Origin of the sequence: Rhodococcus sp. ACPA4 (assembly GCF_002300185.1) — a bacterium.
In the GTDB taxonomy this organism is placed as follows: Bacteria; Actinomycetota; Actinomycetes; order Mycobacteriales; family Mycobacteriaceae; genus Rhodococcus_F; species Rhodococcus_F globerula.
In genome coordinates this window covers 3333601-3348978 of record NZ_NSDY01000001.1, presented here as the reverse complement: position 1 = coordinate 3348978, position 15378 = coordinate 3333601, and the positions used below count along the sequence as shown (strand labels likewise).

General features: G+C 59.8%; 14 protein-coding genes. 12 read left to right on the top strand and 2 right to left on the bottom strand.

From position 1 onward, the window contains the following. Positions 1-142: 142 nt before the first annotated feature. The 11 genes from CJ178_RS15050 (at position 143) to CJ178_RS15000 (ending at position 12728) form a co-directional block, all read left to right on the top strand. Positions 143-1336 (top strand): OB-fold domain-containing protein, encoded by a 1194-nt coding sequence (locus CJ178_RS15050; protein WP_033231773.1) that lies wholly within the window; start codon positions 143-145, stop codon positions 1334-1336. Beyond that, the gene (locus CJ178_RS15045) at positions 1333-2493 is read left to right on the top strand and encodes a thiolase C-terminal domain-containing protein (RefSeq protein WP_033231772.1); all 1161 of its coding nucleotides are present in this window, start codon (positions 1333-1335) and stop codon (positions 2491-2493) included. Before CJ178_RS15050 ends, CJ178_RS15045 begins: the two co-directional genes overlap by 4 nt. A gap of 927 nt (positions 2494-3420) precedes the next feature. After that, positions 3421-4281, top strand: coding sequence for an MlaE family ABC transporter permease (locus CJ178_RS15040; RefSeq protein ID WP_033231771.1), 861 nt, complete (start codon positions 3421-3423; stop codon positions 4279-4281). Next, positions 4282-5136, top strand: coding sequence for an ABC transporter permease (locus CJ178_RS15035; RefSeq protein WP_033231770.1), 855 nt, complete (start codon positions 4282-4284; stop codon positions 5134-5136). Positions 5137-5139: 3 nt separating this feature from the next. Then, a complete protein-coding gene (locus CJ178_RS15030; RefSeq protein WP_095887046.1) occupies positions 5140-6462 on the top strand; it encodes an MlaD family protein in 1323 nt (440 codons plus the stop codon). After that, the gene (locus CJ178_RS15025; protein WP_033231769.1) at positions 6459-7496 is read left to right on the top strand and encodes an MCE family protein; all 1038 of its coding nucleotides are present in this window, start codon (positions 6459-6461) and stop codon (positions 7494-7496) included. Before CJ178_RS15030 ends, CJ178_RS15025 begins: the two co-directional genes overlap by 4 nt. A gap of 7 nt (positions 7497-7503) precedes the next feature. Continuing rightward, positions 7504-8556 carry an MCE family protein gene (locus CJ178_RS15020; RefSeq protein ID WP_095887045.1) on the top strand — a complete coding sequence of 351 codons (1053 nt, stop codon included), beginning with the start codon at positions 7504-7506 and terminating at the stop codon, positions 8554-8556. After that, positions 8553-9659 carry an MCE family protein gene (locus CJ178_RS15015; protein WP_179300759.1) on the top strand — a complete coding sequence of 369 codons (1107 nt, stop codon included), beginning with the start codon at positions 8553-8555 and terminating at the stop codon, positions 9657-9659. Before CJ178_RS15020 ends, CJ178_RS15015 begins: the two co-directional genes overlap by 4 nt. Then, the gene (locus CJ178_RS15010; protein WP_095887044.1) at positions 9656-10765 is read left to right on the top strand and encodes an MlaD family protein; all 1110 of its coding nucleotides are present in this window, start codon (positions 9656-9658) and stop codon (positions 10763-10765) included. The genes CJ178_RS15015 and CJ178_RS15010 overlap by 4 nt, the downstream gene beginning before the upstream one ends. Beyond that, the gene (locus tag CJ178_RS15005) at positions 10762-12069 is read left to right on the top strand and encodes an MlaD family protein (protein ID WP_257013176.1); all 1308 of its coding nucleotides are present in this window, start codon (positions 10762-10764) and stop codon (positions 12067-12069) included. Before CJ178_RS15010 ends, CJ178_RS15005 begins: the two co-directional genes overlap by 4 nt. A gap of 50 nt (positions 12070-12119) precedes the next feature. Continuing rightward, on the top strand, positions 12120-12728 hold the full coding sequence (locus tag CJ178_RS15000) for a hypothetical protein (protein WP_172936614.1): 609 nt from the start codon (positions 12120-12122) through the stop codon (positions 12726-12728). 49 nt (positions 12729-12777) lie between these two features. Here the strand turns inward: CJ178_RS15000 and CJ178_RS14995 are convergent, their stop codons facing one another. Together CJ178_RS14995 and CJ178_RS14990 are read right to left on the bottom strand one after the other, a co-directional pair. Next, a complete protein-coding gene (locus CJ178_RS14995; RefSeq protein WP_371851286.1) occupies positions 12778-13008 on the bottom strand; it encodes a ferredoxin in 231 nt (76 codons plus the stop codon). 141 nt (positions 13009-13149) lie between these two features. Further along, entirely contained in the window at positions 13150-13749 is a 600-nt protein-coding gene (locus CJ178_RS14990; protein WP_095887043.1) for a TetR/AcrR family transcriptional regulator, read from the bottom strand. A gap of 275 nt (positions 13750-14024) precedes the next feature. On the opposite strand from CJ178_RS14990, the gene CJ178_RS14985 reads away from it, so the two are divergent. Next, positions 14025-15332, top strand: coding sequence for a cytochrome P450 (locus CJ178_RS14985; RefSeq protein ID WP_095887042.1), 1308 nt, complete (start codon positions 14025-14027; stop codon positions 15330-15332). The last annotated feature ends 46 nt before the right edge of the window (positions 15333-15378 follow it).

Below are 15378 nucleotides of genomic sequence, written 5' to 3'. Positions count from 1 at the left end.
ATTCTCATTTGTGAGAATGACGTATTCAAATCAGAGGGAGGCGAGATGCACTCGATGGATATCAGGAGTGACCTCCTGATTTACCGCGTACCTGCTCTCGCTTGAAGTTCTGAGCGATTTTCACGATTACGGGGAGACTGGCATGTCATACATCGCTTCGATAGGGACGTACCTACCGTGCTGGGGAACGTCGGATTCCCGCGTGCCGGGTGACGACGAGGACGCGATTACTCTCGCGGTCGAGGCCGGCAGAGCGGCGTGTAGCACCAGCACCTCCGTAGAACACGTCATTCTGGTGAGCCGGGATCTGCCGCTGCTGGAAAGCAGTAATGCCGCGGTTCTGCTGGCCGGACTCGGACTCGATCCAGAGCTGGAGGTGGTCGAGCGCCTCGGCGGCGCACCCGCAACGCTCGACGCCGTCAGTAATGCTCGGCCGCGGACACTGATCATCGGCGTCGACCTTGAACCGGCAGGGGCAGCCGCCGTACTGACGTCGGACCACGGACTGCGAGTCCGCACCGCTGCTCGGGTGTCGCGCAGCCTTCCGGTGCGTACTCGTAACTCCATTGGCGTTGTACATGATTACGGCGATCCGCGGTTGCTCAAGGAACGCGGATTTGTTGCATCGCTGTCAGCTGCGTGGGTGGATGCACCGGTTGCGGTAGCCGGTGTCGAGCACAAGCAGGCCACGACGTTGTGCGCGGCAGAGCCGGTTCGGCTACCGACACTCGGCGCGAGTTCGGGTCTGTTTGCCCTTGCTGCCATGGTCGATTCGGGAAGCACCGGATCGCTCGTCGGTGTCGAGCAGGCCAGCCTCTCGGGAGTCCGGGTCGCGGACGGCACTGCTGAGGTACACCGCCGGGAGCCCGCGCCGCGTCCCAAAGTGGAAGGCCAGTTCGTGCCGGGCGCCGATATTCCGATTTCGCTGGCAGCCTATGAGCGTGCCTTCGACGCAAAAGTCCGGTGGGAAGCGGGAAAATACGAGGACAGCGACGACCTGGACTTTCCCCCTCGCTATCGGGTCGACAACGACGGCACATTGCAGACGGACTACACGTTTGTGCCACTACCACGAACCGGGTCGGTGTATACCGAAGTAACCGTGCATGTTCCGGTTCCCGGACTGAAGACTCCCTACTCCTTGGTGATCGTGGAACTCGACGACGTCGACGTTCGAGCGCTCGTCAAGGTGACCGGCGTCGAACCGGGAACTGTTGATCTCGGCGATCGTGGCCGGATGGTTCTACGCCGGGTGGCGATCCGCTCCGGGGTGCCGGACTACGGATACGCATTCGAACCGGAAACAGCATTTCTGATCGAGCAGGAGGCGGTATGAGAAACGTGGCGATAGTCGGCGCGGGGATGACACCCTTTGCCGAGCATTTCACCCTGGGTATCAAAGACCTGTTGCCCATGGCGTTCTCCGAATGCGCCGCCAGTATCGACAAGGGCTTGGACAAGTCCGATCTGCAGGCGGCCTGGTTCGGTGCGATGGGAACTCCAGACGGCTTTCCGTCCGGCATTCTCGCGGACACTCTCGGCCTGGCAGACATCCCCGTAACACGCATCGAAAACTCCTGTGCAACAGGCCATGATGCCGTGCGCAACGCGCTGTTCGGAATCGCGTCCGGTGCCTTCGACGTCGCAGTGGTCGTAGGAGCGGACAAACTCCGCGAGAGTGCGTCCAAAGACATGCTGTGGGAGTGGGAAGCTATGGCCCGCGACATGGCGTGGGATTACCCGCTCGGTCTGGTGGCTCCGGCCGGCTTCGCCTTGCACGTGCGTCGCTACCTGCACGAATCTCCTGCCACCCGGGAGCATATGGCCATGGTGGCCGTCAAGAATCATCTTCACGGCGTCAATAACCCGAAGGCCTGCAAGCGGTTCGAGATCACCATCGAGGAAGCTCTGAACGCACCGACCATCGTGACGCCGTTCAGTGCCTACGATTGCGCTCCACAGAGTGACGGCGCGGCAGCGTTGGTGCTGGCGGCAGAAGACGTCGTGGAGAGATACACCGATCGTCCGGTCTGGATCCGCGGCGTCGGCTTGGGCCTGGATTCCGTCATGCACCAGCACAAGCGTGACATGACGTCGTTCCCCGCCACGGTTCGCGCTGCGAAGCAGGCCTTTTCGATGGCCGGCATGACCCCTTCCGACGTGGATGTCGCAGAGGTACACGACTTCTTCACCGGCATCGAGTTGATCAGTTACGAGGATCTCGGCTTCGCCGACCGGTTCGAGGGGTTCAAACTCATCGAATCGGGAGCTACCGGAATCGGCGGCTCCATACCGGTGAATCCGAGTGGAGGTCTGATCGCCAAGGGGCACCCGCCGGGAGCAACCGGTGTCGCGCAGTGCGTCGAGTTGTTCGAACAGTTGCGCGGTGATGCCGTCAATCAGGTTGACGGTGCCCGGATCGGTTTGGCACACAACGTCGGTGGACCGACAGCCGTTGCAGCAGTGACCATTTTGGAGGGGCCGAACGTCTGACAGTAATAAGTACCGAGAACTTCAGGCAGTGGGCGAGCGTCGAGCGACGCTCTCCCGCTGCTGCCCAGAAGGCGACGCGCGAATCACCGACATGGTGTGTGAGCGCGTCGTCAATGGTGCTCTTTTGCAGTGCAACTGAAAGCTGATCGACTGTGTCGATAGCTCGAGATTTGCCGTAGCCGCCTGTGTTCACACGCCAGGCGGCTGGTCTTGTTGTCGTGGCCCGTGTCGGGCGTTTTCACCAGTGGCGCCGAAGATCTCGATAATCGTCTGTGTGTTTCTTCCTTCCTGGGTACTCGATTCCGGTGACGTGGGCATTCATCGACGTGCGGACCTGCGCAGAACCATTTTCCTTGACACTTTGCGCAATAGTGTCTAGTTTTATGATCGCTCAGCCAGGTGCCGCTCAGCCAGATTTACTGCGGCAGGGTTTGCCGTTGCAAGCCGAGCCCGGGTGGGTTGATCTCCGTTCCGCGCATTTCTCGAGGGGGTAGCAGTGTCCGTGGGTGACGTGACGGAATTTTTTCTGGGCCGGCGGCGGGCGCCGATTTTACCGATTGCCTTGCAATAGACACTGATTCATTGCAGTGATCGAGGTGGGGTCGCGCTCCTGGTGTCGATTCGCCTTGTGAGAGTCGGTGTTTCAGTGTGTTCGACGGGGGAAATACTGTAATGCGCACTCGGCGACGAAGGTTCGGTACCCACTGTGATCTTGACCTCATTCGGCAACTCGTGCTAAGAAGGTGCTCAGCATTTTAGTGTGAAAGCTGAGATCCGCACAGGTGGTCATCATCTTTCGGGGGCAATGCTCAGTTCGGAAGGTGGAAGATCACTCGGTAGCGGTGACGGCAGGTTCGACGCAATGCGTGCCCACTCTCGTATGCGGCGGCGGACTGAACTTGTGGGCGAACGGAAAGTGGAAGATCCATGGAGATCCCAGATCGAAGTTTTGGCCAGAAGCGTTCTGCATCAAGTGAAATCACGAGTTGGATGCACGGGTATACGCGACGGCATCCCGTTGCCGCACTGGAAACGGTTGGTGGACAATGCGTTCTCGGGCTTCGTGCGATCCAGTACTTGGTGATCGACATCGCGACATTCCGCTTTCCAGTAGCGGAGTTCGTGCGTCAGACGGCCTTCATGGCGTCGGCATCCGCCGTTCCGACTCTGTTTGTCGCTATACCGATCGGCGTGACATTGTCGATTCAATTCGGCTTGCTCGCCGGACAGGTCGGTGCGACATCCCTGGCGGGCGCTGCCAGTGGCCTCGCGGTGATCAGACAGGGCGCTCCGATGGTCGCTGCATTACTCATGGCATCGGCAGCGGGATCGGCGATATGCGCTGACCTCGGATCTCGCAAGATCCGCGACGAGATCGATGCGTTGGAGGTCATGGGGATTTCGGTGATCCGCAGGCTTGTGGTGCCCAGGCTTGTAGCGGCGATTACGGTTGGTGTTGCACTGACGGGGCTCGTCTGTTTTGTGGGATTCTTTTCCGGCTACCTGTTCAACACCTTTGTCCAGAACGGCACTCCCGGCAGTTTCGTGTCGACATTTGCATCCTTTGCCACCGTCGGTGATTTCTTCCTGACGATGATCAAGGCAGTGCTCTACGGCGCGATCGTGGCAATCGTCGCCTGCCACAAGGGACTTACCACTCGCGGTGGACCCGCCGGCGTTGCCAACTCGGTCAATGCCACAGTGGTGGCGTCGATCTTGCTCCTCATGGTCGTGAACGTGGTCCTGACACAGTTGTACGTGTTGATGTTCCCGCGGACGGGTTTCTAGATGGCATCGCGGTATTACCCGCCGGGTATGAGGTCAGCGGTCAAGGTGGTCTCGGCGCAGGCAACAGTTGTCATGCGTCTGGGTCACATGGTCACCTTTCTGGGCCGGGCACTGGCCGCAGTTCCCTGGACCTTGAGGCATTACCGGAAGGAATTTCTGCGGATTCTTGCCGATGTCACATGGGGCAACGGTTCGATCGTAGTTGGCGGCGGAACGGCGGGTGTGATCATCGTTCTGGGTGCCGCGGCGGGGGCGATCGTGGGAATCGAAGGCTACAACGCGTTGCATCTGCTCGGTTTGGAGCCGGCGACCGGGATGATCGCGTCGACCGCAACAACGAGGGAACTGGCACCCATCATGGCGTCGTTGGCTTTTGCCGCGCAAGCAGGATGCCGCTTCACAGCGCAACTGGGTGCGATGCGGATCTCGGAGGAGATCGACGCGATGGAAGCGCTGGCGATCCGTCCTATCCCGTATCTCGTGACAACGAGGCTGATGGCATCCGTGGTTGCGGTGGTGCCGCTGTATCTACTCTGCCTCGCCTTGAACTACGTTGCGGTGAAGGTAGTCATCGGGCTGTCGGGTGGGGTGTCGACAGGTACCTACGAGCACTACTTCCGCCTGGTTCTCAGCGCGACGGACATCGGTTACTCGTTGGTGAAAGCTGTTGTCTTCGTGATTATTACCTCTACCATTCAGTGCTACTACGGTTTCTTCGCGTCCGGTGGCCCACAAGGGGTAGGGACTGCCGCCGGCCGAGCGATGCGCGCCAGCATCTCCGCGATGATTGTCGTCAATCTGCTACTGACAGTAGCGTTCTGGGGCATCGGGTCCGGGGCAAGGCTCGGTGGGTAGCTGATGCCGATACTGTTCGAAGCCGACGGCCGAGGCCCCTCTGCGACAACACTTCTCCTGCACGGTGTTGGCGCGCTGATGGTCGTGGCGCTGCTGATCACCGGGCTGATCGCGAAAATGAACGGCGTCTTCGACAAGGCATTCGAGGTTACAGCGGTTCTTGCCGATGTCGGTGACGGATTGCCTGCGCGTTCGGATGTGAAATTTCGGGGCGTGCTGGTCGGAGTGGTGAACAGTGTGGATACATCGAGCGGCGGCGAGTCGAAGTATGTCGACATCGCTCTGAAACCGGAGTACGCGGCCGGGATTCCGGCAACCGTGACGGCTCGTGTTGTGCCCAGCAACGTCTTTGCCGTGTCGTCCGTTCAGTTGGTCGACAACGGGAGCGGCCCCCCGCTGTCGCCCGGCGCGGAAATCCCGCAAGACGAAAGTCTGTCGACGGTACAGTTGCAGACCGCGTTGACAAAACTCCGTGAAATCGTCTCTGCTACAGCACGTATCGGGACGGATCGCACACTCGGAATGCTCGCGGCCGTTGCGGCGGCAACAGACCGTCGGGGCGCCGATATCGTCACTGCGGGTGAGCAACTCCGCCGAATTGCCGCCGAACTCGGTGAGTTGACCACACCGAACGGTGAACCTTCCAGCTTGGGTGCGTTGTCCTCTGCCATCCGCGGTCTCCAAGAAGCTGCACCCGACCTTCTTGATGCCGTACACCATTCCGTCGTACCCATGCGGACCTTGGCGCAGAAGGATGCCGCGTTGACCGCGCTGCTGACTGCCGGTTCGACAACACTGTCGGAAGTCGGTTCCGTTCTCGACAACAACACGGACAAGATCGTCGCTATCACCACACAACTTTCACCGGTTCTCAGCGTAGTTGCCGACGGCAGTACGGAATTCGCGCCCATCGTCACGCGGATGAAAGTCATATCCGACAAGTGGTTCAGCGAGTTCTGGCCGGTGGGTCAGCAGAACGCGACGGGAAAATTCCTGTTCCAATTCACACCGCACAAGATGTACACCCGCGCCGATTGTCCCCGCTACGGTGAGTTGGCCGGTCCGAGTTGCGCGACTGCGCCGGAGACCGCCGCGCCACCTGTGGTAGCTGACGGCGTTGCCCGTCAATTCGACTTTGCCCCGACGTCCGGAGGGAATGTCGGTCCGGTCGGAAGTGCCCAGGAGAAGGAACTTCTGGGCGATCTTCTGGGAGGCGAATCGACCCCTGCCGACGAGTTCATCCTCGGACCGTTGGCCCGGGGCAACACCGTGCAGGTGACACCCGAACCCGACGTGCCACTCGAACTCGAGCAGGGGATCCGATGAGCTATCGAAAACCCTTGATCGGAATCGCCGTGTTCCTGCTGATCTCCTGTGGCCTCACATGGACGGTGTTCGTCACACTGCAGCGCGGTGTTCAGGGCGAGACGAAATCCTTTACCGCGGTCTTCACCGACGTATCGGGATTACGCGCCGGCGACGACGTGCGGATGGCTGGGGTTCGGGTGGGGCGCGTCGATTCGGTCAGTCTCGACGGAACGCTTGCGCGGGTGGCTTTTCGGATCGAATCGGACCAAGCGCTGTACGGCAACACCAAAGCCGCGATCACGTATCAGAACATCATCGGACAGCGCTATCTCGGGTTGTCCCTCGGTGAGCAGGGGGAACCTCGAGTTTTGGTGAGTGGGGACGAGATTCCGGTGGAGAACACGGAACCATCCTTCGACATCTCGATTCTTCTCAATGGTTTCGAACCGCTGTTCAGCGTGCTCGATCCGCAGCAGATCGACAATGTCACAACCGCGATTGTCAGTGCACTGCAAGGTGATTCCGGATCGATCACCACATTGGTATCCGAGACGTCGACCCTTGCCGAGTCGTTTGCCGGCCCGGACAAGATTCTGGGCGACATCATCGTCAATCTGGACGGCATCGTTCACAGCCTCGCACTGCAGAGCACCAACGTCGACACGATGATCACGCAGGCACGGACGATCTTCGAACAGCTGGCAGCCAGGCGCGGCGAAATGGTCGACTCGTTGGATTCGATCGCGCTCGTTGCCGATCAAGTAGCAACACTGTCGAGCGACGTCGCCCCAGACCTGAGCGAGTTCCTCACTCGGGAACCGGGTTTCGCCCAGCACTTCCTGGACAACAAGGACACCTTCGGATACTTCGGTTTCAACTTACCGCCGATGTTGAAAGGGCTTGCGCGAGCGAGCCAGGACGGAAGTTACATCAACACGTACCTGTGCAATCTCAATGTCACCCTCGTCCCGGCGATCAGTGCCGTGATCCCCGCGATCGTTGCGCAGTCGACGCCCGGTGGTCAGATTACCCAGTCGAAGATTTGCAGGTAAGCGAAAGATGATCAGAGAAGCCACATCGAATTACACTCGGAGACTGCGTAAGACCCTCGAGGATCGCAGTGCACTGGGGATCGGGGTCTTGACGGTGGCAGGTCTTGCCATCGCGATGGTCGTTGCCCTCTGGGTTACATCCGCAGGAATCGGCAAGGTCAGCCTCGACGCCGAATTCACTCAGGCCGCCGGAGTCAGCGCGGGCGACGCGGTCACCATCGCGGGTGTTCCAGTGGGAACCGTCGATGGTGTCCGACTCGCAGGAGATCACGTTGTCGTGACCATGCAGATCGACGAGGGGGTCTCACTGGGAGCCGGTACCGCAGCCTCCATCAAGTTGACGACGTTGTTGGGATCGCGCTACGTCGAGATCCGTCCCGGCGGTGACGGTGACATTGCCGATCATCGGATCGGGTTGGCCAACACCGAAGTTCCCTACGATCTGCAGCAGACACTGGATAATGCGACCACCACATTCGAGCAGGTTGACGCGGAGAAGATCGGGCAAACACTTACCACGTTGTCCGATCAACTGGAGGGCACACCTGCGCTCGTACCGCAGGTACTCGCGAACATCGAGAACTTGTCTTCGGTGCTGGCCGAACGGCGCGGACAGATCGGTTCGCTGCTGACCAGTACAAGTGAGGTGACAACTGTAATCCGCGGGCAGCAGAACAGTCTGGGTGAGTTGGTGCGCAACGGCCGTGACGTGTTGGCTGAAATCAACGCCAGACGGGAAGTAGTCGACCAACTACTCGTATCGACCACCGCACTCGTAGACCAACTGCACAACGTCGTTGTCAATGACAGTCCGGCAATCGACGAACTGATCAACAATCTGAATGGCCTGCTCCAAAGCCTGAGCAACAATGACGATCTGCTGCGCAACACATTGGAGATCCTGCCGGTTCCGTTGCGCAACTTCGCCAATACCTCCGGGACCGCCAACGAAGTCGATTTCACGGCCCCCGCTGGGCCTTTCATCGACTCGTGGATGTGCGCTGTCAGCGGCCATGCAAACGAGATGAACTTGCCGCCCTATCTGAAGGACTGCAAATGAGATCTCTCGTATCGATAGCGAAGGTCGCGTTGGTGGTTGTTCTCGCTACTGCCGGTTGTTCGGGTATTCGCAGCGCAACCTCGATGGACAATACGATCACCGTCACGGCGCAATTCGACAGTGGCGCAGGACTGTACGAAGGGAACTCCGTCTCGGTTCTCGGCGTCCCGATCGGTTCGGTGACCAGCATCGTCCCCCGCGGCACCGTGGTGGAAGTAACGATGAGCCTCGACAGCGGAGTCAAGATCCCGGAAACTGCGCAGGCAGTAACTGTGTCGACGTCGGTGTTGACCGACCGTCACGTCGAAATCACTCCGCCATATCGCGACGGCCCGGTGATGACGGACGGTGACATCATCCCGATGGACCGAACAAAGACTCCCGTCGAATTCGATCGACTGATCGCCATGGCGGACAAGATGGCGATCGAGTTGCAGGGCGATGGAGAGGGTTCCGGCCCGGTCGCTGACCTACTCGGGATCGGCAGCGCGATGGTCGACGGGAACGGGCAAGCCATCAAGTCGTCACTGAGCCAGTTGGCGTCGGCGCTGCAACTGGGTAGCGACGGCGGCGCGCAAACACAGAATGCCATCACGACTGTTGTGGACAATCTTGCAGTCTTGACTTCCGTTGCCGCGAACAATGATCAGGACATTCGTGAATTCGGTTCAGCCCTGGCGCAAGTGAGTGATCTGCTCGGTGAGGCGGACTTGGGCTCGGGGGACACCGGTACCAAGCTCAACGAAATCCTTGTCGAGGCAGATAAACTTCTCGCGGCCAACCAGGGAACTCTGCAATCGACAGTGACCAACGCAAACACCGTGGTGACCGCATTGGCCGACTATCGGCGTGAACTTTCTGAATTTCTTACTGTCACCCCACTTTTGATGGACAACGCTTACAACGCAATCGATCAGGAGAACGGCGGTGCGAGGGTGCACGCTCAGCTGGAAAAGGTCTTTCTCGACGGGCAGTTGGTCAAGGAGATCTGCAATGTCCTCGGTCTGCGTCAGCTTGGCTGCAGTACGGGAACACTCGAAGATTTCGGCCCGGACTTCGGGATCTCCGGGATGCTCGAGGGCTTGGCGGGGTTGCCGCGATGACGCCCCGAGGGTGGCGGGTTGTTTCCGCCGGGGCATGCGCCGGTCTGATGCTGTCCACGGCAGCGTGTGGTGTGGGGCTCGAGAGTCTCCCGTTGCCGGCACCTGGAGTTTCCGGGGACTACTACACGCTGTACGCGGTCTTCGACAATGCACTCAATCTGCCCGCCCAAGCGAAGGTGAAACTCCAAGGCGCAGACATCGGCGAGGTCGAAGCGATGAGAGTGCAGAACTACGAAGCGATAGTCACGATGCGGATCAAGGATGGAATCAGCCTGCCGGTCGGGGCCGGCGCGGAATTGCGGTCGGCGACACCGCTGGGAGACGTGTTTGTCGCAGTGGAACCCCCGCTTGGACCTGCGTCGAACGGTGCTCTTCTGTCCGACGGAGACAGCATCCCGATTGCGTCGACTTCGTCTGCGGCGACGATCGAAGAACTCCTCACCACATCGTCGTTCTTGATCAACGGAGGCGTCCTGCGCAACCTGACGAAGGTTGTCAACGGGCTCGGAGAAGCTGTCGGCGGACGAGGTGAGGAAATGGCGGACCTGATCGGTGAATCGACCGCTCTGATCGGGACACTGTCGAGCCGGAGCAACGAGATTCGTGAGACGCTTGCGTCGACCAATCAGCTTCTCGTGACGGTGTCGGAGCAGCAATCGTCGATCAACGACGCGATTTCGGCAGCCGGTCCCGCGCTCGGCACTCTGAACGCCAACACTGCGCAAATGCTTGATCTGCTCGCACAGGTGGCGCAGGTAAGTAGTCAAGTGGGAAAGTTCCCGTCGGTGAGCGGTACCGGCGCAGGCGGGATGGTCGCCGACATCAACACAATCGCTGCAGAACTCAACGACGCGGCAACCGATCCCAACGCGAGCCTCGCAGCCGTCAACAGGCTTTTGCCGCCACTCCTCAAGATCACCAACTCGACGTCCGCCCATGTCAATGCCGACCTGGAACAGCTCGCTATCGGGGCGATTGCGGATCCGAACCATCCCGCTGACCCTGGCAGCCGACTTCCGGATTCGAGCGACTGGGATGCGCTGGTGGGAACGATTACCTACACGCTGATGCGGTTGCAGGGCAGAGTGCTGGGGACCGGCCGATGAACAAGCAGATCCCTGACGGTGAGGGTGAGATGGGCCCGGTTGCGCGGCTGTCGGAAGTCCCCGCGGCAGCTCTCGTCGGCGCCGTCCGCTTCAGTAGCGCTCACCGACTCACAATGTCGGTGGTTGCACTCGCCGCAACGCTGGTTGTCGGCGTGGTGTACCTGACCTTCGGGGTCTTTCACCTGAGCCCGATCAGCTCGAAGATTACCGTGCGCGTGCATTTTTCGATATCCGGCGGGCTGCTGCCGCAGCAGGAGGTGATGCTCCGCGGAGTTCCTGTGGGAAAGGTGAATTCGGTCGAGTTGACCGACAGTGGTGTAGTTGCCGTCGCGGAGATCGACGGGGGTGTCGAGATTCCACTGGGCGGTGAGGTGCGTGTGGCGGGACTGTCGATGGCAGGCGAACAGTATCTGGACTTCAGGCCTACCACCGACAGTGGTCCGTATCTTGTCGACGGATCGGAAATCTCTTCCGACGAAACGTCGACCCCGGTGCCGCTGGCGTCCATGTTGGGAAACCTCGACGGCATGCTGGCCCAAATCGATCCTGCCGAACTCGAGATGATCGTCGCGGAACTCGGCGTCGGACCGGAAGGGCCGAAGAAACTGTCGGCGATACTCGACGGCGGCGCCTTCCTCGTCTCGACGCTCGATTCGGTATTACCGCAGACGGCAACCCTTCTGCGCAGCAGCAAGGTTTTGCTCGGCACACTTGGTGACAGCGGCCCTGGGCTGCGCAGTACTGCGAGCAATCTGTCGGAACTTCTGCTCGGCGTCGAAGCGAAGGACACGGGGCTTCGTGAGTTCCTCGACGGTACGCCGTCGACTCTGAAGTCGATTGACGCGCTCATCGCCGACAACTCGCCGACAATGGTTCAGCTCCTCGGCAATCTGACGACGGTAGCCCAGATGGCCTACTTGAACGTACCTGCGCTGCAAGAGTTCTTCGTCCCGACATACCGTCAAGGCTCCACACTCGAAGCACTCACATCTGTTTTTCACGACGGTGGAATCTGGGCGTTTGTCAACATCTACCCGCGCTATTCGTGTGACTACGACTTGCCACGTCTACCGGCGACGGTTCCGGATTTCCCGGAACCGTACCTGTACACGTATTGCGACAACGAGGACCCGTCGGTGCTTGTCCGCGGCGCTCGGAATGCGCCACGTCAACCAGGTGACGACACCGCCGGCCCGCCTGCCGGTGTTGCACCCGACACGCGAGCGTCGCCGACACCGATTGGGCCTCAATCGATTCCACTTCCCTATGGAGGTCCTGATCTCGAACAGAGTCCACCGGGGTGAACGCGGAAGAGCAGTTGAAACAGGAACATCGCAGCAGAGGAGAAGGAAAAATGAGCGAACGCGGTTCGACGACAACAATCGACAAGGCTGCAGATCTGGACCCGGAAGTAGACGAATCCGCAGCGGAGGGCAAGAGTGATGTGGGGTCGAGCGACACGGAGCCGGAGGTTCGCGTTCGCCGACGGGGGAGAGTAGTCGGAATCTCTGTGATTGCAGCCGTGGTGGCCATATCACTGTCCATGGCAGCAGTTTTCGGTTGGAAGCTACACGAAGCGCGCGCTGTCGACTCGGCAGCGGCCGCCGCACTCGATGCGGCGCGCCAGTACGCGGTGACTCTGACAAGTGTGAGTTCGGATTCGCTCGATCAGAACTTTGCGGCCGTACTCGACGGAGCCACCGGGGAATTCAAGGACATGTATTCCCAGTCCAGTGAACAGTTGAAGCAACTGCTGGTCGACAACAAGGCCGCAGCTCAGGGAGTTGTGATCGATGCCGGGATCAAATCGGCGACCGCTACGGAAGTCGAGGTCCTGTTGTTCATCGACCAGACCGTCAGCAATACCGTCGCACCTGATCCGCGGATCGACCGCAGTCGAGTCGTGATGACGATGAACCTGGTGGACGGTCGCTGGCTCGCCGGCAAGGTGGATCTACCGTGACACCGCGAGCGGGGAGCGGGGATGCCACTTGGACGGCCCCGCTCCGCACTCATTCACGTTCGGAGAGAGCAGCTCTGGGACATTGTGCAATCGACGTGCGAACTCGGTCTTCGGCGTCGTGCGGTACCTGGCCGGCAGTTACTTCCAATTCCTCGTTGGTGTCGAGGGCAAATACTTCCGGCGCGTTTTCCACGCAGAGTGCATTTGCCTCACACAGATTCTTGTCGACGACGACGCGCATCCGGAGTCCTCCCTGATCAAGTTCACGGCTCGAATCCATGCCGTGTTGCACTGAGTGCGCGAACGAAATTGGTTCCAGCGGATCGGAACGCATACCCGCGTGAATGTAAAGTCATCCACCACCTTGGATACTGTACCTTCGCAGAAGAGATTGCAAGCCCCAAAAGGGTTAGGGCTGTGTCTAATTCGTGTCTTCGAGTCGTTCGCCTTCGAGTCGAACCAAATACTCCTCGACCAAGGCGAAGGTCTCCGCGTGCCCACCGAAAACGCCGAGTGACTCTTCCATCACGAGTACGCGTGACAAGCTTGTGATCAATACCAGCGCTGCGGCAGGCGGGCATGTTTTCGGATCGATACCATACTCCTGCAACACATTTCCCATTATTTCGAGTTGAGCTGCGCGGAATCGCTCGGAGTAGTCGGCGATTTCCGCCCGGATGACTTTCCGATGATTGGCGAGGGCGACAAACTCCATAGTGAAGGCGGTGCCCTCCGCTGCGATGCTGAACTCCCACAGTGCTCTCAGGGGTTGTGGCGATTTCAGTAGTTCGGCCTGACGCTCGAGACCTTCTACCGCGCGGCGACGAAACAGTTCGAGAAACAGATCGTCCATCGTGCGGAAGTAGTAGTACACGAGCGGCGGCTTCAACCCGGCCTTCTTTGCGATGCGGCGAGAGCTGACCGCCGCATACCCCTCTTCCAGCATGACTTGTTCTGCGGCGTCGAGGAGGAGTGCTCGATTTTTTGCATCAGGTGCGCCGATTCTGCGTGGCGAAGTCATCCGTGGCTCCCTAAGCGTCAAAGGCTGGTCATGTGAACGGTTCTCGCTACAGCCTAATGCGAAGAAAACTCCGCTAGACCATTGCCTACACCCTAAGCTACGCATATGCTCAGCATTATGTTGATCGACTGATCAGCATTTGCCAGGCGACGTCGACAATTCGGCTCGCCTAGATGCCCGTCGACCCCGCCCGTCCCGAGGGTGCGCTGCCTTCCGACACACGTGCCCAGCCCCAAAGACGTCAATGCCCTGCTTTCCGACACAGGAGACCCGTAATGACTGAAATCGATCAGGTCGACTTCTTCACCGATCCGTCGATCGTGGATGATCCGTACCCGTACTTCGAATCCCTACGCGCGCAGTGTCCCGTCGTGCGAGAGCCACACCACGGTGTTGTTGCCGTGACGGGGTACGACGCGGCGACTGCTGTGTACCGCGACTCCGAGGTGTTCTCGTCGTGTGTTTCGGCAACGGGCCCCTTCCCCGGGTTGCCGTTCGAACCCGAGGGTGACGACCTCGGCGCTCTGATCGAGCAGTACCGCGATCATTTCCCGCTGCACGAGCATCTGGTGACCATGGACATGCCACAGCACGCGGCGCACCGGTCGTTGTTGAAGCGACTGCTGACGCCCAGGCGTTTGGCGGAGAACGAAGAGTTCATGTGGCGGCTCGCGGATCGCCAGATCGACGAGTTCATCGCCCGGGGCTCGTGCAACCTCATGAGCGACTATGCGCAACCGTTTGCGCTGCTTGTCATTGCTGATCTGCTCGGTGTACCGGAAGAGGACCATCAGGTATTTCGCGTGACGCTCGGCGCGCAACAGGCGGGCTCGATCGACGAGTCCGAGGCCTTCACGAGCAATCCGCTCGAGTTCCTGGCAGAGCGATTCACGTCGTACATCGAGGACCGTCGACGGGAACCGCGCGACGATGTTCTGACGGCCATCGCCACAGCCAAGTATCCCGACGGCTCGACTCCGGAGGTCGTCGATCTCGTGCACGTCGCGTGCTTCTTGTTCGCTGCCGGCCAGGACACGACGGCGCGGTTGTTGACCGCGTCCTTCCGATTCATCGCCGAGAATCCCGAACTGCAGCAACTGCTTCGCGACGAACCGGAACGTATACCCAATTTCGTCGAGGAGACACTTCGGATGGAGGGTCCGGTCAAGAGCGACTTCAGGCTTGCGAAGAGCCCGACAACTGTTGGCGACATGGATGTTCCGGCCGGGACCATCGTCATGATCTTGAACAGTGCGGTGAACCGTGATCCGGAAAGGTTCGAAGAACCCGACACGTTCGACATCGAACGGCAGAATGCGCGCGAGCACATAGCTTTCGGTCGAGGAATACACGCGTGCCCGGGTGGTCCGCTGGCCCGCGTCGAATCACGTGTCAGCATCACTCGACTTCTGGATCGACTGAAGGACATTCGGATTTCCGAGGCCGAGCACGGACCAGCTGACTCGCGGACGTACGAATACGAACCGACATACATTCTGCGGGGCCTCAAGGCGCTGCATCTCGACTACACCCCCGCGACGGAATCCTCGTCGGCGGAATCCGTGATGACTGAAACCCACTGACTAGCACCCACTGACTAGCACCCACTAACTAGCACCCGTTGACTGA